General features: G+C 38.4%; 26 protein-coding genes and 1 tRNA gene. 13 read left to right on the top strand and 14 right to left on the bottom strand.

Features of this window, described 5'->3' with window-relative positions:
- Positions 1-106: 106 nt before the first annotated feature.
- Both GJ691_RS09710 and GJ691_RS09715 read right to left on the bottom strand, forming a co-directional pair.
- Positions 107-1,249: a serine hydrolase gene (locus GJ691_RS09710; RefSeq protein ID WP_154366327.1), complete on the bottom strand. Its 1,143-nt coding sequence runs from the start codon at positions 1,247-1,249 to the stop codon at positions 107-109.
- 15 nt (positions 1,250-1,264) lie between these two features.
- Positions 1,265-1,504, bottom strand: a complete 240-nt coding sequence (locus GJ691_RS09715) for a hypothetical protein (RefSeq protein ID WP_154366329.1) — start codon at positions 1,502-1,504, stop codon at positions 1,265-1,267.
- Positions 1,505-1,794: 290 nt separating this feature from the next.
- Here GJ691_RS09715 and GJ691_RS09720 point away from each other — a divergent pair, with 290 nt between their 5' ends.
- The 6 genes from GJ691_RS09720 to GJ691_RS09745 all read left to right on the top strand — a co-directional run bounded on the left by GJ691_RS09720 (position 1,795) and on the right by GJ691_RS09745 (position 8,727).
- Positions 1,795-2,655 (top strand): peptidyl-prolyl cis-trans isomerase, encoded by an 861-nt coding sequence (locus tag GJ691_RS09720; protein ID WP_317664508.1) that lies wholly within the window; start codon positions 1,795-1,797, stop codon positions 2,653-2,655.
- On the top strand, positions 2,606-4,090 hold the full coding sequence (locus GJ691_RS09725) for a peptidylprolyl isomerase (RefSeq protein WP_246200158.1): 1,485 nt from the start codon (positions 2,606-2,608) through the stop codon (positions 4,088-4,090). Before GJ691_RS09720 ends, GJ691_RS09725 begins: the two co-directional genes overlap by 50 nt.
- A gap of 5 nt (positions 4,091-4,095) precedes the next feature.
- Positions 4,096-5,049 carry an AAA family ATPase gene (locus tag GJ691_RS09730; protein WP_154366331.1) on the top strand — a complete coding sequence of 318 codons (954 nt, stop codon included), beginning with the start codon at positions 4,096-4,098 and terminating at the stop codon, positions 5,047-5,049.
- Positions 5,050-5,223: 174 nt separating this feature from the next.
- The gene (locus tag GJ691_RS09735; RefSeq protein WP_154366333.1) at positions 5,224-7,491 is read left to right on the top strand and encodes an aconitate hydratase; all 2,268 of its coding nucleotides are present in this window, start codon (positions 5,224-5,226) and stop codon (positions 7,489-7,491) included.
- Between the two features lie 110 nt (positions 7,492-7,601).
- Positions 7,602-8,159, top strand: coding sequence for a TlpA family protein disulfide reductase (locus tag GJ691_RS09740; RefSeq protein ID WP_154366335.1), 558 nt, complete (start codon positions 7,602-7,604; stop codon positions 8,157-8,159).
- Positions 8,160-8,166: 7 nt separating this feature from the next.
- Entirely contained in the window at positions 8,167-8,727 is a 561-nt protein-coding gene (locus GJ691_RS09745; protein ID WP_154366337.1) for a TlpA family protein disulfide reductase, read from the top strand.
- 1 nt (position 8,728) lies between these two features.
- Here the strand turns inward: GJ691_RS09745 and GJ691_RS09750 are convergent, their stop codons facing one another.
- The 7 genes from GJ691_RS09750 to GJ691_RS09780 all read right to left on the bottom strand — a co-directional run bounded on the left by GJ691_RS09750 (position 8,729) and on the right by GJ691_RS09780 (position 14,124).
- Complete coding sequence (locus tag GJ691_RS09750) at positions 8,729-9,181, bottom strand: sterol desaturase family protein (protein ID WP_154366339.1); 453 nt, start codon at positions 9,179-9,181, stop codon at positions 8,729-8,731.
- A 1-nt stretch (position 9,182) separates the two neighbouring features.
- Positions 9,183-10,022 (bottom strand): phytoene/squalene synthase family protein, encoded by an 840-nt coding sequence (locus GJ691_RS09755; RefSeq protein WP_154366341.1) that lies wholly within the window; start codon positions 10,020-10,022, stop codon positions 9,183-9,185.
- An 8-nt stretch (positions 10,023-10,030) separates the two neighbouring features.
- On the bottom strand, positions 10,031-11,488 hold the full coding sequence (locus GJ691_RS09760; protein ID WP_154366343.1) for a phytoene desaturase family protein: 1,458 nt from the start codon (positions 11,486-11,488) through the stop codon (positions 10,031-10,033).
- A 21-nt stretch (positions 11,489-11,509) separates the two neighbouring features.
- Positions 11,510-12,412, bottom strand: a complete 903-nt coding sequence (locus tag GJ691_RS09765) for a MerR family transcriptional regulator (RefSeq protein ID WP_154366345.1) — start codon at positions 12,410-12,412, stop codon at positions 11,510-11,512.
- A 342-nt stretch (positions 12,413-12,754) separates the two neighbouring features.
- A tRNA-Leu gene (locus GJ691_RS09770) sits at positions 12,755-12,838 on the bottom strand.
- A gap of 80 nt (positions 12,839-12,918) precedes the next feature.
- Positions 12,919-13,863, bottom strand: coding sequence for a L,D-transpeptidase (locus GJ691_RS09775; protein WP_154366347.1), 945 nt, complete (start codon positions 13,861-13,863; stop codon positions 12,919-12,921).
- Between the two features lie 24 nt (positions 13,864-13,887).
- A complete protein-coding gene (locus GJ691_RS09780; protein ID WP_154366349.1) occupies positions 13,888-14,124 on the bottom strand; it encodes a hypothetical protein in 237 nt (78 codons plus the stop codon).
- A 170-nt stretch (positions 14,125-14,294) separates the two neighbouring features.
- Between GJ691_RS09780 and GJ691_RS09785 the strand changes: the two genes are divergently transcribed.
- The 5 genes from GJ691_RS09785 to GJ691_RS09805 all read left to right on the top strand — a co-directional run bounded on the left by GJ691_RS09785 (position 14,295) and on the right by GJ691_RS09805 (position 18,159).
- Entirely contained in the window at positions 14,295-15,077 is a 783-nt protein-coding gene (locus GJ691_RS09785) for an MlaE family ABC transporter permease (RefSeq protein ID WP_154366351.1), read from the top strand.
- A 34-nt stretch (positions 15,078-15,111) separates the two neighbouring features.
- Positions 15,112-15,861: an ABC transporter ATP-binding protein gene (locus tag GJ691_RS09790; RefSeq protein WP_154366353.1), complete on the top strand. Its 750-nt coding sequence runs from the start codon at positions 15,112-15,114 to the stop codon at positions 15,859-15,861.
- A gap of 4 nt (positions 15,862-15,865) precedes the next feature.
- Positions 15,866-16,846: an MlaD family protein gene (locus GJ691_RS09795; RefSeq protein ID WP_154366354.1), complete on the top strand. Its 981-nt coding sequence runs from the start codon at positions 15,866-15,868 to the stop codon at positions 16,844-16,846.
- Between the two features lie 43 nt (positions 16,847-16,889).
- Positions 16,890-17,279 carry a DUF302 domain-containing protein gene (locus tag GJ691_RS09800; protein WP_154366356.1) on the top strand — a complete coding sequence of 130 codons (390 nt, stop codon included), beginning with the start codon at positions 16,890-16,892 and terminating at the stop codon, positions 17,277-17,279.
- 136 nt (positions 17,280-17,415) lie between these two features.
- The gene (locus GJ691_RS09805; protein WP_154366358.1) at positions 17,416-18,159 is read left to right on the top strand and encodes a slipin family protein; all 744 of its coding nucleotides are present in this window, start codon (positions 17,416-17,418) and stop codon (positions 18,157-18,159) included.
- 81 nt (positions 18,160-18,240) lie between these two features.
- Here GJ691_RS09805 and GJ691_RS09810 read toward each other — a convergent pair whose 3' ends face one another.
- From GJ691_RS09810 to deoC, 5 genes are all read right to left on the bottom strand, one after another.
- Positions 18,241-18,750, bottom strand: coding sequence for a hypothetical protein (locus tag GJ691_RS09810; RefSeq protein WP_154366360.1), 510 nt, complete (start codon positions 18,748-18,750; stop codon positions 18,241-18,243).
- 263 nt (positions 18,751-19,013) lie between these two features.
- Positions 19,014-19,655 (bottom strand): WG repeat-containing protein, encoded by a 642-nt coding sequence (locus GJ691_RS09815; RefSeq protein ID WP_154366363.1) that lies wholly within the window; start codon positions 19,653-19,655, stop codon positions 19,014-19,016.
- Between the two features lie 26 nt (positions 19,656-19,681).
- The gene (locus tag GJ691_RS09820) at positions 19,682-20,134 is read right to left on the bottom strand and encodes a DUF2267 domain-containing protein (RefSeq protein WP_154366365.1); all 453 of its coding nucleotides are present in this window, start codon (positions 20,132-20,134) and stop codon (positions 19,682-19,684) included.
- A gap of 111 nt (positions 20,135-20,245) precedes the next feature.
- Positions 20,246-20,944, bottom strand: coding sequence for a purine-nucleoside phosphorylase (gene deoD, locus GJ691_RS09825; protein ID WP_154366367.1), 699 nt, complete (start codon positions 20,942-20,944; stop codon positions 20,246-20,248).
- Between the two features lie 11 nt (positions 20,945-20,955).
- Entirely contained in the window at positions 20,956-21,600 is a 645-nt protein-coding gene (deoC, locus tag GJ691_RS09830) for a deoxyribose-phosphate aldolase (protein ID WP_154366369.1), read from the bottom strand.
- Positions 21,601-21,779: 179 nt separating this feature from the next.
- Between deoC and GJ691_RS09835 the strand changes: the two genes are divergently transcribed.
- The gene (locus tag GJ691_RS09835) at positions 21,780-22,646 is read left to right on the top strand and encodes a universal stress protein (RefSeq protein WP_154366371.1); all 867 of its coding nucleotides are present in this window, start codon (positions 21,780-21,782) and stop codon (positions 22,644-22,646) included.
- On the top strand, positions 22,643-23,488 hold the full coding sequence (locus GJ691_RS09840) for a universal stress protein (RefSeq protein ID WP_154366373.1): 846 nt from the start codon (positions 22,643-22,645) through the stop codon (positions 23,486-23,488). The genes GJ691_RS09835 and GJ691_RS09840 overlap by 4 nt, the downstream gene beginning before the upstream one ends.
- Positions 23,489-23,584: the final 96 nt, after the last annotated feature.

The following is a 23,584-nucleotide window of genomic DNA, read 5'->3' on the forward strand; positions in this document are numbered from 1 at the left end:
AATACGTAAAATACTGGTTTCGGTTTTAGGCTAACAATCTAACGGTAATATCCTGGATTTATTGATAAAGTCTTAAGTAATGCGACTAGGGTTTGTTTGGTGTAGCCTATTTATTTTTTGCAGATACTTCAAATGAATGGATTTCCTGGCCCAATGCCGCTAAGAAAGGAATGCCGATATGGTCATATTCATACGTGTTATCATTGAAAATCTGATTGCTGTTAACCAGTAGGGTAGCAGTGAGTAAAAATTCAACATTGTTTTTTCGGTCATTGATGTATGCACAATCCGTCAATGTGCCATATGCATAACCAACCTTGTTGAGAATATTTATGTTTTCGGGCATTTTCGACTTCTTGTCACCGAACATGAAGAACTTTACATAACTGTCATAGAATTCCTCGGAGTCATATCCGGCCTCTTTAGGCAACAATTGCATGGTTTTGAGTAAAAATTCCCGTTGATCGGAACTTAAATCGAATCGTTCGTTTTCTTTGAAACAGTTAGGAAAAATAAGTCTTTTCAAAACGTTGTGTTGGGCATTGATCGGGTAATGGTTTTTTAAACCAAAATCAAAGGGTTCATGAATCAATTCGTTTTCTTCGTAATAACCGATTCCTTTTTTAATACCATTTAGTTTTAGAGGAATGGCAGACGTATTCACGGTTTTTTCCAACATGGTCGTAGTACTGTCATTCAAATATACGATTAATGGTTTGGTGGTGATTTCATAGGGTTCGTCAGTTGACAAACGGTGGGAAATACGAATGGAGTCCAATCCTTTTTCCTTCAAGGATTTGTTGATGAAATCCTGGCCTAAAAATTCGAATAAGCGATTATTGGCGGCATTGTCGCTTACCACGAATATTTTTGTGATATCAGCTGCGAATGTGGTTTCGATCGTATCCCCTTCTACATAATAGTGGGTGTCCCTACTGAGTGCGTCCAATTTGTTCAATTTCTCCAATGCTAAAACTGCTATGGGTAATTTAACCGTACTGGCAGGATAGAAGTAGTTGTTGCTGTTCACTTGAAAACCATTGTCTTTAAAAATCACACTGTCCTTGGTCCTTTTTATTTTGGTGAATTTAATTTGGACCTCATATCGTTGTACGCTATCAATGATATTTTTTATTCTTGGGTCATTGGAATTCAATGCATAATCAAGGGCATTCTGGAATTGAGGTTTTTTTTCACAGGCACTTATAAGGCTAAAAAGGCATAAAAGGGATAGTAATTTTTTTGTCATTGTCGCCAGTGTTGTCTATTCTTGGAATACTTCTGCACGATGTGGTTTTAGGGAGTCCCGAACCTTGAGCATATCTGTTTCCTCTACAACCATATAGGCTAGGCTATGCATGTCATTGATTGTCTGGTGCCCAGTAATGTTAGGTTCAAATTTTTCCAGAATAATATATTCTTTTAAATGTATTTCATGGTGTTCTGCCGTTTTTGCGCCGGTTGGACCCCGAAAATCCCAGATAAGTTTAATTTTTCTGTTCATAAAGCTTTGTGCTGGTAAAAGATTTATATGTTCATTGCTCTAAATTACTTCTTTTTGGATAGTTGGTCTAGCTTTTTGGTTTTTCTACATAGAAATTGGGTTTAAGGTCTTTTTCCTTGAAAACGATTGTTGGGGAGTAGAAGTTTTAGGAATTGATATTGGTTTTTTCGATTTGACTGGTATTTATGGTTTTAGGTTTATAAAATGTGTTAATGAAAGCCTATATACCTTGTTTAACATATAGTATTTATTATTTTTGCAGGATGCATTTTAATTTCAAAATTACTCGATTGGTCAAATTTTCATGGGTGCTTTTGGCCATTTTTATTGTGTCATGTAACTCTTTGTTCAAAGAAGGTCACGATGAAGAGCCAATTGCCAGAGTAGGGGAATTGTATTTGTACAAAGATGATATAGCTCCGCTTTTGACCGCCAATATGAGTAAGGCCGATAGCACTTCTTTTGTAACTGATTATATCAATAATTGGGCATCTAAGCAATTGTTGCTTTCAAAGGCAAAGATCAACCTGTCTGAAGAGAAACTTGCCGAATTCGATGCTTTGGTGAATACTTATAGAACGGATTTGTATACCAGGGCGTATAAAGAGGCCTTGGTTCAACAAAGCAGTGATTCAGTTGTTAGCCAAGCGCAATTAGAGGCATTCTATGAGAAAGAAAAAGAGAATTTTAAACTAAAGGAAAAATTGATCAGCCTAAGGTTTGTACACTTGCCCCTTCAATTTATGGATAAGGAAACGGTTGTTGGTAAATTGAAGAATTTCAAGAAAGATGATATTAAGTATCTTGATTCCATAGGTGTACAATTCAAAAAATTGAATTTCAACGATTCCATATGGGTCAGTGCCTCCAGGGTTCGAGAAGAAATACCCCCATTGACCCTTGAAAACCAAGATAGATACTTAAAAAAATCACAATTTTTTGAATTGCAGGATTCATTAGGGGTATATTTGGCAAAGATTACGGGAGTGTTGGAAATCAATGATGTTGCTCCCTTATCCTATGTGGAACCGTCCATTCGACAAGTACTTCTCAATCGCAGGAAATTGGACTATATTCGAAAATTGGAAACAGAAATAATAGATGAAGCTATTAAAGAAAAAGAATTTGAAGTCTATGTACAAGACAACTAAGATCACCCTTTTATTATTCGTATTGTTCATATCGGGAAATACCATAGCACAGGTTCCCGATGAAATCCCCGATACGCAAATAGAGCCACCACTTCCAGAATTACAGGCAGATAAGGGCGTTGTAAAAGATTCAACCTCCAGGTTCAAAAAGGTTAAATTAGATGGTATTGCAGCTGTTGTGGGGGATTATGTGATTTTGGAATCGGATATCGAAAAAACCTTGATCGATCTTAAGAATCAAGGAGCCATGTCAGAGGATATCACCCGTTGCGGTTTGTTGGGTAAATTAATGGAAGATCGTTTATATGCCCACCAAGCGGTCCAGGATAGTTTGTTGGTTTCAGACGATGAAGTAAGTTTAACCACTGAAAGACAGATCCAATCCTTTGTGGCACAAATGGGTTCTATGGAGAAGTTGTTGAAATTCTATAAAAAGGAAAATGAGGCAAGTTTAAGGGAAGATATCAATAAGATCAATAAACTTCGTATGCTTTCGGAAAAAATGCAGAACAGTATCATTTCCGAAATAGAGATCACCCCTGAAGAAGTACGTCAGTTCTTCAATAAGATACCAGAAGATGAACGGCCGGTTTTCGGTGCGGAAATGGAAATCTCCCAAATAATTAAACAGCCAAAGGCAACTGAGGTAGACAAGCAAAAGGTTATTGATAAACTGAACGCCATTAAGGCAGATGTAGAGGAGAATGATGCTAAGTTCAGCGTAAAGGCCATTTTGTACTCCCAAGATCCTGGGTCTAAATCAAAAGGTGGTTTTTATAGTATTACCAAGGATACTGGTTTTGATAAAACCTTCAAAGATGTTGCATTTAGTCTTCAGGAAGGTGAAGTTTCCGAACCTTTTGAGACCATGTTCGGTTTTCACTTGATCTATATTGAAAAAATAAGGGGGCAAGAGTTGGATTTACGCCATATCTTGATTACTCCGGAAATATCCCAAGAAGCCTTGGACAGTGCTAAGAAAGAATTGGATACCATTAGAAAGCAGATAATGGATGGTAAGTACTCTTTCGCGGATGCCGCTAGAAATTTCTCCGATGAAAAAGAGACGAAATTCGATGGTGGTTTGTTACGTAATCCGATTACTTATGATTCTAGGTTTGAATTAACCAAAATGGACCCAACCCTTTATAATCAAGTCAGGAACTTAAAGGACAATGAAATTTCATATCCTATATTGGAACAGGATCCAAGAGGTGGTGGGCCCAAGTACAAAATCTTGAAGGTCACCAACAGATATGATGAACATGTCGCGGATTTTGCCAAGGATTATACAAGGATACAGCAACTGGCATTGACGGAAAAGCAATATAATGCCATTAAAAAATGGATGGCCGAACACATAGAAGAAACCTACATTAGCGTAAATGAAGCCAATAAAGGTTGTGAATTCGCAAATAATTGGGTTAAGGAATAATTTGGATGTCAGACGTAGCCGCAATTAATAATCTTGTACAAAAACATGCAGCCCTTAAAAAGGAAATAGCAAAGATTATTATTGGTCAACAGGAAGTGATCGATTTAATATTATTGTCCGTTTATACTGGTGGGCATTCTTTATTGATCGGTGTGCCCGGGTTGGCAAAGACCTTAATGGTAAATACGATTGCCCAGACTTTGGGACTCGATTTTAAAAGAATACAGTTTACGCCCGATTTAATGCCCAGCGATATCTTGGGGAGCGAGATCCTGGATCAGAACAGGAATTTCAAATTTATAAAAGGACCTGTTTTTTCCAATATCATACTTGCCGATGAAATTAACAGGACCCCTCCGAAAACACAGGCTGCATTGTTAGAGGCCATGCAAGAAAGAGCGGTTACCATTGCAGGTCATCAACATAAATTGGAATTACCCTATTTTGTATTGGCTACCCAGAATCCTATTGAGCAGGAAGGGACTTATCCTTTGCCAGAAGCCCAATTAGATCGTTTTATGTTCGCCATTGAACTAAAATATCCATCCATAGAAGAAGAGGTAGCTGTAGTTAAGGCGACCACTTCCGATGATACGGTGGCGATAAATGCGCTATTTAACGCGGAAGAGATTCTAGAGGTCCAACATCTGATACGCCGAATACCTGTGCCTGACAATGTGGTTAATTATGCAGTTACCCTAGTGAACAAAACAAGGCCCAATCTGGATACGGCACCTGATTTCATAAAACAATACCTTGATTGGGGAGCAGGTCCAAGGGCTTCGCAGAATTTGATTTTAGGAGCAAAGGCCCATGCGGCAGTTAATGGAAAATTTTCGCCCGATATAGAGGATGTACAAGCCGTTGCCATGGGAATTCTTCGTCATAGGATCATAAAGAACTATAAGGCAGAAGCTGAAGGTATATCCGAAGAGGATATCATTAGGAAGCTTTTTTGATTTTGTTTCCTACATCGCTTATATCAATTGAATACTTTTCAATGTTTTTTTATTTAAGTTGCCATTGTTATTGGCAAATGATAAAAATCATATTAATCCTTAAATAAAAATTTTATTTGCGAGGCGGATTTTATTAATTTCGCTGAATTACTTTAATTCTAAATATTCAATATAATGGCGTTTGACATCGAGATGATCAAAAGTGTTTACTCCAAAATGGCTGAGCGGGTTGATAAGGCCCGTGAAATAGTCGGTAAACCACTTACCCTTTCTGAGAAAATTTTATACTCCCACCTTTGGGATGGTGAGCCTTCCACGGCTTTTGTTCGCGGTAAGGATTATGTAGACTTTGCCCCTGACCGTATTGCTTGCCAAGATGCGACCGCGCAGATGGCTTTATTACAGTTTATGCAAGCAGGGAAAGCCAAAGTTGCTGTACCTACTACGGTTCATTGTGATCACTTGATCCAAGCGAAGAGTGGTGCTACTGCAGATTTAAAGATTGCAAATTCAACCAGTGCAGAGGTATTTGATTTTTTAGAATCCGTTTCAAATAAATATGGAATCGGTTTTTGGAAACCCGGAGCAGGGATTATTCACCAAGTAGTCTTGGAAAATTATGCCTTCCCTGGAGGAATGATGATCGGTACCGATTCACATACCGTTAATGCAGGTGGATTAGGAATGGTGGCCATTGGTGTCGGTGGTGCGGATGCTGTTGATGTAATGGCCGGTATGGCATGGGAATTGAAATTCCCAAAATTGATCGGGGTTAAATTGACAGGAAATATTTCCGGTTGGACGTCTGCCAAGGATGTCATTTTAAAAGTTGCCGGAATCCTAACGGTTAAAGGAGGAACGGGAGCAATTATCGAGTATTTTGGTGAAGGGGCGAAAAACCTATCTTGTACCGGTAAAGGCACCATCTGTAATATGGGTGCTGAAGTAGGGGCTACCACCTCAACTTTTGGTTATGATGATTCAATGGAGCGTTACCTAAGGGCAACCGATAGAAACGATGTGGCCGATGCAGCTAATGCAGTTAGGGGTTATTTGACCGCTGATGATGAGGTTTATGCAAATCCCGAACAATATTTTGACGAGATCATAGAAATTAATCTTGATGAGTTAAGACCACATTTGAACGGACCTTTTACTCCCGATTTAGCTACGCCAGTAGGTGAATTAGGTAAAAAAGCCAGAGAGAACGATTGGCCACTTCAAGTAGATTGGGGATTGATCGGATCTTGTACCAACTCTTCTTATGAAGATTTGTCCCGTGCCGCATCAATAGCAAAACAAGCTGTTGATAAAAAAATAAAGCCTAAATCAGATTTTGGTATAAACCCAGGGTCTGAACAAATTAGATATACAGCTGAGCGTGACGGACTTCTTGAAACTTTCGAGAATCTAGGAGCCACTGTTTTTACGAATGCCTGTGGACCATGTATCGGTCAATGGGATCGTAGTGATCTAAAGGGGGAAGAGAAAAACACGATCGTTCACTCGTTCAACCGTAACTTCTCAAAAAGGGCAGATGGTAATCCAAATACCCATGCATTCGTTGGTTCACCTGAAATGGTCGCTGCCATTGCAATTTCCGGAAGATTGGATTTTGATCCCATGCACGATACTTTGATCAACGAAGATGGTGAAGAAGTTAAATTAGATGAACCAATGGGTATAGAATTGCCACCTCAAGGTTTTGCTGTTGAGGATGCAGGTTATTTAGAGCCCGATGAGGATGGTTCAGGTGTTGAGGTAAAGGTAAGTCCTACTTCAGAAAGGTTGCAATTGTTGGATCCTTTCGTGCCAATTACTCCAGAACAGTTACAAGGGGTTAAATTATTGATAAAGGCATTCGGTAAATGTACTACAGACCATATTTCCATGGCCGGACCATGGTTACGTTTCCGTGGGCATTTAGACAATATCGCAAATAATACCTTAATAGGCGCGGTCAATGCCTTCAATAAGAAAACCAATTTTGTCAAAAATCAATTGACCGGGGAATACGGTGGTGTACCCGATACCCAAAGAGCTTATAAAGCCGCAGGTATTAAATCAATTGTTGTAGGTGACCATAACTATGGGGAAGGTTCCTCAAGGGAGCATGCAGCCATGCAACCTAGACATTTGGGAGTTGCTGCTGTTTTGGTAAAATCATTTGCAAGAATCCATGAGACCAACCTTAAGAAACAAGGTATGTTGGGATTGACATTTGCCAATGAAAGTGATTATGATTTGATTCAAGAAGATGATACTTTCAACTTTGTGGATATTGCTGACTTTGCACCAGGAAAACCGTTGACCATTGAGGTGGTTCACGCAGATGGTTCAAAAAACACAATCATGGCAAACCATACGTATAATGATTCCCAGATAGGATGGTTTAAAGAAGGTTCTGCCTTAAACGTTATAAAAAGGGAGAATGCTGCCTAATCAATATACCAACAAGGGATATTCGTTTTATTTCGAAAAATGACTTTTTAATTGATAAAAACTCCCGATTTTCATCGGGAGTTTTTTAGTTTTGGATAAATCCCCATGTAATGAAAATCAAAAGAAAAACTGTTCTTAACATTTTACTGTTTGCCATTGTCCTATCATTCTTCGTTACTCCTTTAGGGCACTTTGGAAAGGTTTTTTTGAATCGTCTTTTCGCCTCTTCACCGGACATAATCAACAAAGATAACAGAGAGAAGATCCTATCGTACAACTGGAAACTTAAAGATGCCGATTGGGATTTCTTTGATTTTGGACAATCTAAGGGAAATGTGGTTTTCATCAATTTTTGGGCATCTTGGAAACTACCCTCTGAGGCAGAATTCGATGGTATTCAGAAATTATATGATGAATATGGGGATCGTGTTGATTTTTATATGATCACCAATGAAGAAAGACAGCCCGTTGAAGAATTTATGCGGCTTAAAAATTTTACATTTCCCATTACCTACCAGATAATCGGTGAACCGGCCCCATTGTATATTTTGGAGCCGCCTGGTTCTTATATCATTGATAAAAACGGTTATATAGTTGTTAAGGAAAGCGATATAGCGGATTGGGATTCGAAAAAGGTAAGGGAATTGTTGAATGGCTTAATAAAGTAAGACTCCAATGAAGTTCAAAAAAATAAAATGGTTGAATATAATCATTATTTTAGGGATAGTCGTATTACTATTTACTCCCATTGGGCGTTATGCACGTGGTTTTGCAGGTAGATTATTGTCTTCCGGTTCGGCAGTTATGAAACGCGAATTGAATTTGGGTGTTGATGATTATAACTGGGAACTGACAGGTTTGGATGGTCAAAGTTTTAATCTAGAAGAAGCCAAAGGTAAGGTGGTTTTTATAAATTTTTGGGCAACTTGGTGTCCACCTTGTATTGCTGAGATGCCAAGCCTTCAAAAATTGAATGATCGTTATGGGAACAAGGTCTTTTTTTTGTTTATTGCCCAAGATGATCGTGATAAGGTTTCCGAATTTATAAAGAAAAGAGGTTACGACTTGCCTGTTTATTATTCCAATTCCGATGCTCCCAGTTTACTTTCTTCCAAGACATTGCCCACAACATATGTTTTGGATAAAAACGGTAAAATAATTGTAGCGCAATCCGGAGCTGCCGATTGGGACAGCGAAGAAGTACATAAAGTCCTTGATGGGTTGTTAGGGCAATAATTTATTTCTTTTTAAAATATTTAAAGGGTACGAATAACATTCCGAAACATTCTCCATGTTCTTTTCCTAAATGTTTGTGGTGCATTTTGTGCGCCCTTCGAACACCTCTTGAATACCAATTGTTCGCATTTCGGAACATTTTAAAGCGCTGGTGTATAAAAATATCATGGACCATAAAATAAGCAGCGCCATAGGCCATTATCCCAAAGCCAATAGGCCAACCATACCAGAAATCGGTATTCGCCCCTGCGTAGAAAAACGACATGCTCACTACGGCATAGAAAATGAAAAAGGCATCATTACGTTCAAACCAGGAATCATGGTCCTTTTTATGGTGGTCTTTGTGGAGACTCCACAGAAAGCCGTGCATTATGTATTTATGGGTGAACCATGCCATGAACTCCATAAAACAGAAAACAGCTAAAAAAACACCTATGCCTATAATTATATTCATCTTAAACCAAATTTAGTTTAAAATTGACATAAGACTTCGCTAAAAGTCCGAATTTTTGGTAATCAGGAACCCTGATGCGCACTTGACGAATTAAGGAGGACGGAGTATTTTCCAACTTGCCCAATAATCTATTATAATATTTGTAAGCCGTATATACCCCTAATTTAGCTTCCCTAGGTAGCTGTTGGATGCCTGCATAGCTTTTTTGAAAATCTTGCTTTATTTCGTTTATGATTCTAGTTTTCGATTCTTCATCCAACTCATTTAAATTGGTGTTTGGAAAGTAAGAGCGGTGCAAGACTTCGAAATCCGCCTTTAAATCTCTTAGAAAATTCACTTTTTGAAATGCCGAGCCCAAAGACATTGCCGCATCTTTGAGTTGTTCGTACTTCTCAGTGTCCCCCTTTACAAAAACCATTAAGCACATAAGTCCGACCACGTCGGCAGAACCATAAATATAATCTTTGTATTCCCTTTCACTGTAATAGGTGTTCTTGGTTAGGTCCATTCTCATACTTTTCATGAATGATGCCACCAAATGATGTGGAATGTCATATTTATGATAGGTATGTTGAAATGAATTTAAAATTGGGTTTAAACTGATTTTGTTCGTTAGGGCAGCTTCAAGACTTTTTTCAAAATCATTTAAAAGTTCTTCACTGTTATATTCATGAAAGCTATCGACGATTTCATCTGCAAACCGTACAAAACCATAAATATTGTAGATGTCGGGGCGTATCGATGCTCCTAACATTTTTGTGGCAAGTGCAAATGAAGTACTGTAAGTCTGGGTAACGATCTTACTGCAATCATAGGATACCTTATCGAATAATGCCTTCATAATTTGCGTTATTTTTTATTTGTGATTAATTCAGAGACCAATTTACCAGAGATCAAGGAAGGTGGTACACCGGGTCCTGGAACGGTCAACTGACCTGTGAAATATAAATTTTCAACCTTTTTACTTTTTAATTTTGGGCGTAAAAAAGCAGTTTGGGTCAAAGTATTTGCCATGCCATAGGCATTGCCTTTATAAGAATTGTACTTTTCAATGAAATCATTGACGCAGAACGACTCATAAAACAAGATGCCGTCATTTACCTTTTGCCCTGTCCTTGTTTCCAATCTGTCCATGATAAGGTCAAAATATTGTTTTCTCAGTTCCGGTGTGTCTTCCAAACCAGGAGCAATGGGTATCAGGAAGAAACCGGTCTCAGAGTTTGGTGGAGCCATGGTCGAATCGGTTATTGAAGGAAAATTTGCATAGAACAAAGGCTCCTTTGGCCATTTTGGTTTGTCGTAAATATCGTATGTATGTTGCTCAAAATCAGTGTCGAAAAATAAATTATGATGTTCTACGTTTTTCAATTTCTTATTAAAACCCACATAAAACAATAGAGAAGAGGGAGCAAATGTTCTTTTGTCCCAATAATTTTCACTGTATTGTCTGTATTTTTTATCTAGTAATGTTTCTGAATGATGGTAATCGGCTCCACTAAGAACAAAATCAGCATCAATATCAACTCCGTTGACCGTAATACCTATGGCTTTACCATTGTCGACGCGAATTTTTTCAACAGGATGGTTTAGATTGAAATCCACTCCTAATTCTTCTGCCAAGGAATGCATGGCTTTAATGATTTCGTACATTCCGCCTTCTGGGTGCCATGTGCCCAAACCAAAATCGGCGAAATTCATAAAACTATAGAAAGATGGGGTGTTGCTCGGTTTTGCCCCCAAGAAAAGCACCGGAAATTCTAAAGTGGATATCAACTTAGGGTTCTTGAACTTTTTTCGGACTTCCCCACTTATCGTTTTAAAAAACTGGTCTACTTTGGTAATGGTGTCCTTTGTAACTAATTCAAAGGGTGATAACCCAGGTTTCAATACGACCTTATTGATTGCGATATCATAGTTTTCTTGGGCATTGGATATGAATTTCCTTAGATGAACGGAACTCCCTTTTTCTATTCTTTCAAATTCAGTACATATTTTATCCATCGTATCCCCAATGGTTATCGTTTCGTCTTCGAAAAATATTTTATAAGCTGGACTTAATTTATGTAAGGTATAGTAGTCACTTGTTTTTTTTCCGAAATCGGAAAAGAACTTATCGAATATATCGGGCATCCAATACCAACTTGGTCCAAGATCGAAGGTGAATCCTTCCTTTGTCATTTGACTTGCCCTACCTCCTACGGATTTGTTTTTCTCGTAGACTGCAACATCAAAGCCCCACTTCGATAAATAGCAAGATGCAGATAAAGAGGAGAAGCCTGAACCGATAATGACAACTTTTTTGCTCATTTATATTAGTTTGTACTGTGGTTATTGTTCCTTTTTTATCAATTCCTCTATAGAATCGAATATTTTTATGTTCGGCGCCAAGCTCTCTGTATTCAAAAGCTGTGTTTGTCTACCCATTAACCAAACTTCACATGAGTTGTCTTTTAAAATGGTTTTGGACAGTTCATCAATGTATTTGTTTATTTTCTCCTTTGGGGGGGCAACTGTGAAGTAAGATATGAAATAAATGTTTTCAACGAAACCAAAAAGCTCTTCTAGATTGTCCAAAGGTATAGATTGTCCTAAGTAAATGGTTTTGTAACCATGTAAGATCAATTCGTAATTCAGGTATAGTAACCCTATTTCATGTATTTCTCCTTCAGGAAGGTATAATACGAAAGTTTTGTTGGTTTTTACAGGTAGATTCAGTTGTAATTTTTCGATATTGACCTGTATTTTTTGTTTGATCAAACCGGTAATAAAATGCTCATGGGCAGGGGTTATGGTATCGGTTTGCCAGAGCAGCCCTAATTCGGTCAATAAGGGAATAAAATAGTTTTTGAAAATATCCCGGAATGAATGGTCTGCCAATAAATTATTGAATGTGAGCGCGAATTGGTTCTGATCAAAATTGATCATTGCCATTTTAAAGGTATTCAATACGTGGTTCTTACTATTTTGAACGGCTACTATTTCTTGAACCTTAACAGGTATTTCGGATTCTTTCAGGTCTGCTATCTTAGAAATTTTATACCCGTTATTATACAAAAGTGTAATGTTCAATAACTTCTGTAGGCTAGCGAGACTATAGGTCCTTATGTTCGTAGATGTTCTTTCAGGCGAAAGTAATTCATATCTTTTTTCCCAGATTCGTATGGTATGGGCCTTTATTCCCGATAGGTTTTCTAAATCCCTAATGCTAAAATGTTTTTTTATATTGTTCATCTTTATAGGAAAAAGTTTAAACAAATATATAATTTATTTAATACGAATGTTAAAAAGGAAAGTTAAATTGTTTAAATAGTGTTTTTTATAACCTTTAGTATCAAGAGTAAAATGGATTGTAAAAGTTATTGGCATTATTAAAAAAGAAAACTGGCAAAGTCTCTTTTTATAAAAGATATAGAGTAGTTCGAACTTTTTCCTTTTTCGACCTTATGACGGTTTGATCTTTCTTTGATATTTTTTTGATTGTCCTTTGTAAAAAGTATCGAGATCCTCTGAATAAAGTATGAAAGTGAAGTATGTCAGACATAAAAAAAGCTTCCCGTAGCTTGGGAAGCTTTGTGCCCACGACTGGAGTCGAACCAGCACGTCCTTGCGAACACTACCCCCTCAAGGTAGCGTGTCTACCAATTCCACCACGTGGGCATAAAATTGGTCTGCAAATATAGGAAGGTGCAATAGAAGATAAAATTTATTGACGTTTTTATTTTATCCATCTGAAGAATTCAAGAATCAAGATGGTAAATGTCCTTGAACAGTAGTAGGTTAGAATCTTTACTTTCCTTAGACTTTAAATCATAGCGGATATGCAAAGGCGTTCCTATTGGACAATGATAGTAGATAATCCAAGCATCCCCTTCCTTAACACCTATGCAGCCATTTGAATAGGCCTTTTTCAAGGTTTTCGGGTTTGTGGTTGGGTGTATTAATTGCCCGTTTCTTACGCCGTTTACCTCTGTTTCTATCCATGGAATTTGTGGCATTAATGTGGTCTTCCCGTCATCCCTTCTGGTATATTCGAATTTTTTTCCGTCAACGGGGTTATAAAAGTCCGGGTTCCTTCTAAATCCTACAATATGTCCGTAACCGGTTTTTGTCCTAAGGTCTGTAACCCGATCACCCATTTTTAAGTATCTACTTCTGTTTTGGCCTATTCTGACCGGTAAAGAATGTAGCATAACCGAATCTTGATAGATCCGTAATTTAAACTCCGGTAGGTTAATGTCGATACTCGTACGGGCAAATGATGATAGAATAATTTCAGCTTTATGGGCATCAGGGACAATTATTGTGTCGTAAGGCCTTAAAACCACCATCTTTCGTTGATCATAAACAAAAGAATCCTTTTCCTTCATATAATAATAATCGGTATGGGAAAGAGTGTCGATAATCCATGGATTGGCCTTTACAAGCAGGTGTTCTGAAAGTGGGTAATCGGTAAGGCTGTCATAAGCCGTAACAAGGGAGTCCATAAAATTAAAATATCCGGCAATTTGAACAGTGTCGGTAATCGGAATGCGTGCTACGTATCTTGGTTTTTCGAATAAGGCTATGGCCTTAAAGGTAGATTCGACCTTTTTAACGGTTCTGATTTCCAGTATTTTCGCTATTGTTATGCTAATAAGAAGTAATAACAATAAGGAAAGGGTATATGTAAGTTTTTTGGTCATTTGGTCAATTTTGTTGGGGTTATTTTATGGTTTCATGTTTTTGTTCAAGTGTTGCGTATCATTGATCACATAAAATCCCATGTTCATGAGCTCTTTTCTTACCCTGTCAAGAACAGTATGTTGGGTGTAATCAAATGATATCAGTCCATCATTTATATCAACCTCTACATTATAAATGTTTTTAAGGGTAAGAAGTCTTTCTACGATTTCCTTGGCATTTAGTTCATGGGCCGTATGTTGAATTTCGAAAGTTGTTCTCATGGTTTCTGTATTCTGTAACGAAGTTATTTTAAGTTAAAATTTCTTGAAATGAGCTATATCATTAGTAGGCCGAAATTAATTCGACCTAAATAAAGGTATGACCGTGGTCATTTAAGAAATGTATCATTACAAGTAAATTTGATAAGTTCCTTTTAAGAACATCAACTGAAATGGCCTATGTACATCATACATCCGAAAAGCTAAAACAGTTCTTTATAGAAATAGGGGAGTTGTCCTATTTTGCCATTCGGTACTTTAAGGAATTTCTGAAACCGCCGTGGGAATTCAAAGAACTGCTGCGACAATGTTATCACATGGGAAACAGGTCGCTTGTTCTGGTTGGTGTAACCGGTTTTATCATCGGTTTGGTGTTAACCTTGCAATCGAGGCCAACTTTAATGGAATTCGGTGCTGTTTCCTGGATGCCCAATATGGTGGGCATATCTATTGTTAGGGAAATAGGCCCGGTTATTACGGCCCTGATATGTGCCGGTCGAATTGCCTCTGGGATTGGGGCCGAATTAGGGTCAATGCGCGTAACAGAACAGATTGATGCCATGGAAGTCTCAGGAACCAATCCCTTTAAATATTTGGTGGTAACACGAATAACGGCGACCACCTTGATGCTACCGTTATTGGTGATTTTTGGTGATATGGTTGCCCTATACGGTTCGGCTTTGGTAGAAAACCTTAAAGGTGACGTTTCTTTTCAGCTGTATTTCAATACGGTTTTCGATGCCTTGGAATTCGGGGATTTGATACCGGCAACCGTTAAGTCTTTTTTCTTTGGATTTACGATCGGTCTAGTGGGGTGTTACAAAGGGTATTATAGTAAAAAAGGAACGGCAGGGGTCGGTGTCGCGGCAAATACGGCAGTGGTGACCGCATCATTGTTGCTTTTCGTAGTGGATTTTATAGCAGTTTTCGTATCGGATATTTTTTATGATTTATGATATGGACGAACAACATAACATTGCTAAGCAAAAAATGTCAAAGAATAAACTCGAAGCTGTCATAGAGATTCGGGATCTACGAAAGAGCTTTGGCGATAACCATGTCCTGAACGGGTTTTCAATGACGCTTTACAAGGGAGAGAACCTAGTGGTCATGGGAAAATCGGGGTCGGGAAAATCAGTGATGATCAAATGTTTGGTGGGGTTAATGTTGGCCGATAGCGGATTTCTTGCGGTTATGGGCAAGGAAATAAAAACTTTGGACCGAAAAACATTGGATGCCCTACGCTCGGATATCGGTTTTTTATTTCAAGGTAGTGCATTGTATGATTCCATGACCGTTCGGGAAAATTTGGAATTTCCGCTACGTAGGCATAAAGAAAAGTTGGGCAACATAAAAGATACCCTGCCATTGGTGCATGAGGCTCTGGAAAATGTGGGGTTGGCGCATACTATGGATCTTATGCCATCTGAACTATCAGGAGGAATGAAAAGACGAGTGGCTTTGGCAAGGACATTGATCTTAAAACCAAAGATCATTTTGTATGATGAGCCAACCAGTGGGTTGGATCCCATAACCTCAAAAGAGATCATTCAACTGATGCGAAATATTCAGAAAATGTACGGCACTTCCTCATTGATCATTACACACGATGTGGATTGTGCTAGGGTAATATCGGAACGTATGGTGCTTTTGGTCGACGGGGTTAATTATGCGGAAGGTACTTTTGATGAATTATCAAAATCGACCGACCCAAAAGTAGAAGCGTTCTTTAAAAAGTAAAGTCATGGCAAAAACAACGTTGGAAAATTTAAGATTGGGAATTTTTGTGGTAATAGGCACGGCCTTACTGGTTGTTGCTGCCTACTTAATCGGAAACCGACAAAATATGTTCGGTAAAACCTTTACGATCAGTGCTGTTTTCAATAATGCAAACGGACTCCAAATAGGGAATAATGTTCGTTTTTCAGGTATTCAAGTTGGTACGGTAAAGGATATTGAAATGTTGAACGATACGACCATACAGGTTTATATGGTCATTGATGAAAAGGTGCAACGTCATATTAAAAAAGATGCCGTGGCCACTATTGGTTCCGATGGGTTGGTGGGTAGTATGATCCTTAATATATTACCGGGAAAAGGTGTGGGGCCTTCCATTGTGGAAGGGGATGAACTAAGGTCTTACAGTCGAATTGCCACCCAGGACATGTTGAGTACTCTGAATACTACCAATGAGAATGCGGCAATATTAACCTCAAATCTGGTACATGTAACCCAAGCCTTGACCAAAGGAAAAGGTACAATGGGGCTATTATTGAACGATACACTTTTGGCGACCGATTTAACACGAACTATTGCCCACTTAAAAAATGCCAGTCGTAATGCCGATCAAACTATTGGAAAATTGAACGTTTTATTAGATCAGGTCGATATGGAACATAGTGTGGCCGGTTTACTTTTAACCGATTCGATCCATGGGGGCAAAGTTCAAAATGCACTTACCAATTTAGAAAAGTCCAGTGAGGAGATGGCCAAAATGATCAAGAATTTAAACCTGGTCGTTGATGATGTAAAAGATGGGAAAGGTACGGTGCATTATTTGGCCAATGATACCATTCTGGTAAATACTTTGGATAATACTATAAAGAATATAGAAGAAGGATCCATTAAATTCAATGAGAATATGGAGGCTTTGAAACATAATTTCCTTACCAGAAGGTATTTTAAGAAGTTGGAGAGAAAAGAACAAGAGATTAAAAAAGACTAAATATCATGGAACAAAACCCATGAGTACATAAAAACAAGGACAAATGGACTATTACTTTTGTAAAACGCTATCTGATACTACTTTTGAGACTGCAATAGAAAAAATAACGAATGCTTTGAAAGAAGAAGGATTTGGTGTACTTACCGAAATTGATCTTAAAGCAACCTTTAAGAAGAAACTGAATGTTGATTTTCCGTATTATAGGATTTTGGGAGCTTGTAATCCCGAATTTGCCCATAAGGCCCTATTGGCTGAAAATAAAATAGGGACCATGCTCCCTTGCAATGTTATTGTACGGGAAACAGAGAAGGGGGACATAGAAGTTGCCGCGGTAGATCCCATTGCTTCAATGACAGGGGTCGGAAATTTTGATTTGGCGACTATCGCAGAAGAGGTAAGGGGTAAACTTAAAAAAGCAGTAGAAGGTTTATAGTACGCGTATTTCGGGAATTGCAGTTTTGCTGGTTTTGTTCTGCCCTGATTAAGATCATTACAGGGTTATGGTGTTGGTCGTATTTTTAGAGAATCGCAAGTTGATTGCGTACCTATCTTAACTTAAAACTAAAATCATGAATCCACTGTATCTGTTTTCGATTATCATCATACTATTTCTATTGGCCGGTATCCGAATAGTCTATGAATACAAAAGGGCGTTGAAATTCCGATTCGGGAAGTATGTAAGAACGCTTCAACCTGGTTTTCGATGGATCATTCCACTTGTCGAGACCATTCAGGTGGTCGATGTCAGGGTCATAACCATTAATATCGTTTCTCAAGAAGTTATGACAGAGGACAATGTGCCATGTAGTATCGACGGAGTAGTGTTTTTTAAAATAAGCGATCCCGAGAAAGCCGTTTTGGAAGTAGAGGAGTATAATTTTGCCATTACCCAACTTGCCCAAGCGGCATTGCGTGATGTATGTGGTAAGGTAGAACTGGACACGATTCTCTCCAAAAGGGAAGAAATGGGCAAGAACATCAAATCTATCGTTGAGACCGAAACCCATCATTGGGGCATTGAAATCATAGATGTAAAGATCAAGGATATTCAATTACCCGAGAATATGAGACGAATGATGGCCAACCAGGCCGAGGCTGAACGATCCAGAAGGGCAAGGGTCATTTTGGCGGAAGCAGAAAACCAAGCGGCGGCAAAACTTTTGGAAGCCGGACTTCAAATCGATAAATCACCCTCAGCCATAAAACTAAGGTTGTACCAAACGTTATCGAATATTGCGGCGGAGAAAAATTCTACCATACTTTTTCCATTTCCTGAAGAAGTCTTACCTAGGCCAAAGAAAAATGAAAATTAAGGTTTGGCCTTTTATTCCATTGGTTCATCCGATAGAAAGATTATAGGTCGTGGGTAAATTTTGGTCAATTGGTAACAAGAGCTATTCTTTTATACTAACGGTGATCGATGCCCCTTTTTCATCCCCAAGAACCATGACCGAAACGTTTTCTTTTTGAGCGGCAAAATGAATTCCGGAGCCAGCTATTGTTGTGAACTTGATAGTGAAGTCTTTTTCTTCCAATTTATCCTTGTACGCTTTAATATTGTCTTGGTTTACATCTTCAAATAGGATTGTCCAGCTTTTACCGCCAATCATTTCCTGGGTGTTTACTACTTCAATTTTGCCCGAGGTGAATTCGGGTACATGGCTAGGGATGTCATTTGGCCAATTTTGGGCAGTGGCATCGGTAGTGAAGGTTCCTTCATCGGTTTTAATTACGATTTTTTCATCATCCAAATCTACATCTGCGTCATTGCCAATAGATTTTTCGATAAGCTTTTCCTGGGTTTTTTCCACAGCTTGCTTGCAGGAAAGGAATAGGACCATTGTTGATAAAAGAAAGGCCATGGATACCAATACCTTTGTTGAATTTGATAACGGATTTTTCATGAATATGATTTTATATGAATGTGTGTTTTTTAAAGGAGATAATAGCTAAAGCGACTTTGTAGTTGGATCTTGCTTGTGTTCTTAAGTAATATTTTAAGGTATTCCAGGAAAAGCGGTTTTAAGAATTCATGATTGGGTATGATCTGGTGTAAGCAATACACCCAAAAAACTTATTAGCTAAAATTAATTGGGTGCTTTGCTGTTTTTTTGTATACGTAAAAGCATGGTTTCAAAAGAATTAATGCTCTTGTTAAAGGGCTTGACTACAAGTAGGAATTTAATTTTTTGGTTTCCCATTTGTTGTCTTTCGTTTTGAATATCAGAAGGTCATCACCGAACAATTTGGCCCTTAATTCGGGAGTTTCATATCTTCTTTTGGCGGTCAAAATGTGTTCCCTTTCACATATGGGCCATATTATTTCACCGTTTGTATTTACGACTACTTCTGTAAAGATATAATCGATCACACCTAGTTTAATTTCATTTTGACCTTGGAACGCCTCCCGAACATAGATACCGACCGCATTTTTATGATCGAATTCCGTGATATTCAGGTACTCGGGTTCTATTACGGTTTTACCCGTTTTATCAATGAATCCATAGAAAGGGATATCGTTCACTTTTAGTTTTTGGATCATGCATAAGCCGTTTTTGAATTTCGGATATCTAATACCCAAAACACCCTCTTTGCTTGCGTCGGCATTGGTATTCCAGACCAAGTCATCCCTGAAGTCGATGACAAGTTTGGCACTTTCGTCGATAAAGCCCCATTGGTGGCCTATACGAACTGCTGCCATACCTTCACTAAATGGGGCTATTTCATCGTATGAGGTGTTTTCTGTCTGCGCGTGTACTGCTATGGGAAAGACCAATAGCAATATAAGAAGTGAGTTAATTATTTTCATGTTGTTATATTTTAAAATTCGAATTCTTAGAACATGATATTGGAATAGATCATGGTTTTCAAATCTTTGGGCAATCCGTCCCTAATATCTTCCATTTCACCTAGTGATATATATTTTCTCAGTAAGATAAAAGTGGTGTCTATATACTGTTCCGCAACATCATCGCTATATTCAAAATCGTTGATGGCCGAAACACCATCATGTTTTCTGACCAAATCAATGAAATCGGCCATTTTTTTTATTTTGGGACGTTCCTTTCTAATCGTCCACCCATTTACGTAGACGGCTTTTAGGAACATAGGGAATTGCGCTATAAGCTGTAAAGATTCCTCGACAGGGATAATATCCCGTAAGGCATGTAAAATTGAAGATAGTATTCTACCTGCTTTATCGGTGTCTTGGCCAAGGTTCATTTCCTTGGTATAGTTTTTAAGGAAGGTGTTGCCTTCTACTGCGAATTGATTGAAATTTAGTGCCATGATCATGCTTTTTAGGATTGCATAAAGTTGGCAACTAATAGATTAATCGGAAATGACCTAGGTCATTCCAGATGGGTTATTTTAAATCGGAATTATTTGGTTTTGTGGTGTTTAAGTAATGTTCAGGGCTATCTCTATCATTTCGTTGAATGAGGATTCCCTTTCTGCCGCCGTTGACTGCTCCCCGGTAACCAAGGAATCTGAAATGGTTAGTATCGCCAGGGCCTTTACATTGTGTTTTGCCGCAAGGGTATAAAGACCGGCCGCCTCCATTTCAACACAAAGAACACCATATTTGGCCCATAGTTTATAGGCTTCCTTGTCATCTTCATAAAACTCATCTGCAGATAGGACATTACCTGCTTTGATCTGGATATTCTTTTTTCGGGCATATAAGCAGGCGTTCATGAATAGTTCAAAATCGGCAGTGGGTGAGTAATCGGCATTTACGAAACGGGAATTGTTTATGCCCGATGTGGTAGAAGCCGCCATGGCCAAAACGATGTCACGGATCTTGATGTCTTTTTGGTAAGAACCTGCAGAGCCTACCCTGATCAAGTTTTTGGCTCCATATTCACTGATCAGTTCATTGTAATAGATCATGGCCGATGGTATGCCCATACCACTACCTTGAACAGAGATTTTCTTGCCTTTATATAAGCCGGTGTAACCTAACATTCCGCGCACTTGGTTATAGCATATCGCATCATCCAAGAACGTTTCCGCAATCCATTTGGCACGTAAGGGATCGCCTGGCATTAATACTGTTTCTGCGATGTCTCCCTTTAATGCTTCGATGTGTACGCTCATATTCGATATTATTAATTTGTTGCTGCGATTGCTATTCCGGATGAGGTGCCTATTCTGGAAACCCCCAAAGAAATATATTTCAGGGCAGTGGCCCTATCTTTTACTCCACCTGAGGCCTTTATTTTTGCCTTGTCACCAACTACTTCCTTCATCAACTTTACGTCTTCGAAAGTAGCTCCACCAGTACCGAAACCAGTAGAGGTCTTAACGTAATCCGCTTTTGCCTCAACGGCCAATTCACAAGCCTTTCTCTTTTCCTCTTGGGTCAAATAACAGGTCTCGATGATCACCTTTAGGACTTTGTCCCCAATGGCTTGTTTTATTTTGGATATTTCCTGTTTTACCCATTCCGACTTACCTGATTTTAACCAGCCGACATTAATGACCATGTCAATTTCATCGGCCCCGTTCTTTATACCTTCTGAGGCCTCAAAGACTTTTGCTTCAGTACTCATGGATCCTAGAGGAAAGCCGATGACTATGGCAAGTTGCACCTTGCTGTTCTTCAATTGTTCTTTTGCCAATTTGGTATAGCAGCCGTTTACGCAAACTGCTTTGAACCCATATTCTTTGGCCTCTTCGCATAATTTTTCAATATCGGATGGTTGTGCGGTCGCCTTTAATACGGTATGGTCTATATAATCTTTGATTTGCATGGGAATGAAATGTTTTTTTAATCTGATGGCTCAAATGGAATCCAACCCCAAAGATACAAATACAACCATGATGTTTTCTATGATATTGGTCATTAAAATTCTTTATGTGATTGGCTGATTCATATCATGGACAAACTTTGATTTAGGCTTTACTTTTGGTTATAATAAAGGTGTTTTTTATGAAAACAATACTCATACCTACCGATTTTTCAAAAAATGCATGGAACACTATTGCCTACGCAATGGAATTTTTGAAAGAGGAACGTTGTACCTTTTACTTTCTACATACCTATACACCAGCATTCTATCGAATGGATTATATAATCGGGGGACCTGAATTCAGTGCAATACCGGATAAGGGGGTAGATGATTCGGTACAGGGGTTGGAAAGGACCTTAGAGGCCGTAAAAGCAAAATTCAATAACCCCAAACATATATATAAAACCATTTCGGCATTCAACGAACTGACCGATGAGATCAGTGATCTGAACATAAAAAAAGATATAGACCTGATTATTATGGGTACCCAAGGGGCTTCGGGGGTTAAAGAGATTTTTTTGGGTACCAATACGGTTCATGTAATAAGAAAAAGTAAGGTGCCGGTTCTTGTGATTCCTTCAGGATATTCGTATCAAGGAATTAAACATGTATTGTTCACAGCGGACTATATTTCGGATTATGATAGGAACCAATTGTATGTAGCTATAGAAATCGCTAAGATGTACGATGCGGAAATCACCGTCTTACATATAAAAGAGGAATATGACCTAACAAAGGCCCAGGAAGAGAACAAAGCACTTCTAGGTCTTTATTTGGCCCAGATTCCCCATGTTTTCAAAGAAGAAAGGGGAACTTACATGCCAGAGGCCATTATTGATTATTTAGACCGGAACGATTATGAACTGCTTGTCATGATGAACAGAAAACATTCCTTTTTTGAACGAATGATGAAAAGACAACATGTTGACCAAGTAGGTTTTCATGTTCAGATACCGTTCTTGGTTATACCAGATGTTACGAAAAACACCAAAAAGTCCTTACAATGAAAACCGTTCTTTTACCCACCGATTTTTCAGACAATGCATGGAATGCCATTTTCACGGCCCTTAAAATTTTCGAGACTGCGGATTGTAATTTTGTGTTATTGAATTCATATGAGCCCAAAATCACGAACCTCTTGGGGAATAAGAGCAAAGAACGGTTGGGTGTTATTTATGATTCCCTATCAAAAAATTCTAAGGCACAGCTTAAGAAGACCATCGAATATTTGAACACGCACCACGAAAGAAACAACCATAGTTTTGAGTTCAAGTCCATCTCGAACAATTTGGAAAGTGCCATCAATGAAGTGGTAGGTGAAAAAGACGTGGACCTTATTGTCATGGGTACAAAAGGTGCAACCGGTGCCAAGGAAGTTTTTTTGGGCAGTAATACGGTTCGGGTCATAAAAAAAGTACGTAAGTGCCCCATAATTGCCGTTCCTGAGGATTATGACTTCAAAAAACTTAAAAAGGTGGTCTTTCCTACAGATTTTACACACACTTACCTTAAGCGGGAACTTAGGCCTTTGGTTGATTTGGTCAGTTTATGGAAGGCTGAAATATACATTCTTCAAATCGCCCAAGAAAATCAATTGGATGAAGACCAAAGGGAACATATGAAAATGCTGTCCAAATATTTAAAAGGTGTGGATCATAGCTTCCATACCGTCGAGATGTGGAACAATGTCTCGGAAGCCACAGCGGAATTCGCTAAAAAAAACAATGCTGATTTTATCGCCCTAATACACTACCCACATACATTTATGGAAAAATTGACAAGGGAACCTGTTGTTCGAAAAATAGGTTTTCACACTAAAATACCTTTGCTCATATTACCGGATATTTAGAATTGTTGGTTTCATGTAGGTTTAATTTACTTCTTGTTAAAAAAGGTAATATTATTCTATTGATTTATGGGATAAAGTAATGAAATTCGTTAGTTT

This window comes from Maribacter luteus, assembly GCF_009674825.1.
Lineage (GTDB): Bacteria > Bacteroidota > Bacteroidia > Flavobacteriales > Flavobacteriaceae > Maribacter_A > Maribacter_A luteus.

What these genes read in the sequence shown, in the direction of transcription:
- GJ691_RS09710 (WP_154366327.1), bottom strand. Translation starts at nt 1,249, where the DNA reads ATGACAAAAAAATTACTATCCCTTTTATGCCTTTTTAGCCTTATAAGT.
- GJ691_RS09715 (WP_154366329.1), bottom strand. Translation starts at nt 1,504, where the DNA reads ATGAACAGAAAAATTAAACTTATCTGGGATTTTCGGGGTCCAACCGGC.
- GJ691_RS09725 (WP_246200158.1), top strand. Translation starts at nt 2,606, where the DNA reads ATGAAGCTATTAAAGAAAAAGAATTTGAAGTCTATGTACAAGACAACT.
- GJ691_RS09730 (WP_154366331.1), top strand. Translation starts at nt 4,096, where the DNA reads ATGTCAGACGTAGCCGCAATTAATAATCTTGTACAAAAACATGCAGCC.
- GJ691_RS09735 (WP_154366333.1), top strand. Translation starts at nt 5,224, where the DNA reads ATGGCGTTTGACATCGAGATGATCAAAAGTGTTTACTCCAAAATGGCT.
- GJ691_RS09740 (WP_154366335.1), top strand. Translation starts at nt 7,602, where the DNA reads ATGAAAATCAAAAGAAAAACTGTTCTTAACATTTTACTGTTTGCCATT.
- GJ691_RS09745 (WP_154366337.1), top strand. Translation starts at nt 8,167, where the DNA reads ATGAAGTTCAAAAAAATAAAATGGTTGAATATAATCATTATTTTAGGG.
- GJ691_RS09750 (WP_154366339.1), bottom strand. Translation starts at nt 9,181, where the DNA reads ATGAATATAATTATAGGCATAGGTGTTTTTTTAGCTGTTTTCTGTTTT.
- GJ691_RS09755 (WP_154366341.1), bottom strand. Translation starts at nt 10,022, where the DNA reads ATGAAGGCATTATTCGATAAGGTATCCTATGATTGCAGTAAGATCGTT.
- GJ691_RS09760 (WP_154366343.1), bottom strand. Translation starts at nt 11,488, where the DNA reads ATGAGCAAAAAAGTTGTCATTATCGGTTCAGGCTTCTCCTCTTTATCT.
- GJ691_RS09765 (WP_154366345.1), bottom strand. Translation starts at nt 12,412, where the DNA reads ATGAACAATATAAAAAAACATTTTAGCATTAGGGATTTAGAAAACCTA.
- GJ691_RS09775 (WP_154366347.1), bottom strand. Translation starts at nt 13,863, where the DNA reads ATGACCAAAAAACTTACATATACCCTTTCCTTATTGTTATTACTTCTT.
- GJ691_RS09780 (WP_154366349.1), bottom strand. Translation starts at nt 14,124, where the DNA reads ATGAGAACAACTTTCGAAATTCAACATACGGCCCATGAACTAAATGCC.
- GJ691_RS09785 (WP_154366351.1), top strand. Translation starts at nt 14,295, where the DNA reads ATGGCCTATGTACATCATACATCCGAAAAGCTAAAACAGTTCTTTATA.
- GJ691_RS09790 (WP_154366353.1), top strand. Translation starts at nt 15,112, where the DNA reads ATGTCAAAGAATAAACTCGAAGCTGTCATAGAGATTCGGGATCTACGA.
- GJ691_RS09795 (WP_154366354.1), top strand. Translation starts at nt 15,866, where the DNA reads ATGGCAAAAACAACGTTGGAAAATTTAAGATTGGGAATTTTTGTGGTA.
- GJ691_RS09800 (WP_154366356.1), top strand. Translation starts at nt 16,890, where the DNA reads ATGGACTATTACTTTTGTAAAACGCTATCTGATACTACTTTTGAGACT.
- GJ691_RS09805 (WP_154366358.1), top strand. Translation starts at nt 17,416, where the DNA reads ATGAATCCACTGTATCTGTTTTCGATTATCATCATACTATTTCTATTG.
- GJ691_RS09810 (WP_154366360.1), bottom strand. Translation starts at nt 18,750, where the DNA reads ATGAAAAATCCGTTATCAAATTCAACAAAGGTATTGGTATCCATGGCC.
- GJ691_RS09815 (WP_154366363.1), bottom strand. Translation starts at nt 19,655, where the DNA reads ATGAAAATAATTAACTCACTTCTTATATTGCTATTGGTCTTTCCCATA.
- GJ691_RS09820 (WP_154366365.1), bottom strand. Translation starts at nt 20,134, where the DNA reads ATGGCACTAAATTTCAATCAATTCGCAGTAGAAGGCAACACCTTCCTT.
- deoD (WP_154366367.1), bottom strand. Translation starts at nt 20,944, where the DNA reads ATGAGCGTACACATCGAAGCATTAAAGGGAGACATCGCAGAAACAGTA.
- deoC (WP_154366369.1), bottom strand. Translation starts at nt 21,600, where the DNA reads ATGCAAATCAAAGATTATATAGACCATACCGTATTAAAGGCGACCGCA.
- GJ691_RS09835 (WP_154366371.1), top strand. Translation starts at nt 21,780, where the DNA reads ATGAAAACAATACTCATACCTACCGATTTTTCAAAAAATGCATGGAAC.
- GJ691_RS09840 (WP_154366373.1), top strand. Translation starts at nt 22,643, where the DNA reads ATGAAAACCGTTCTTTTACCCACCGATTTTTCAGACAATGCATGGAAT.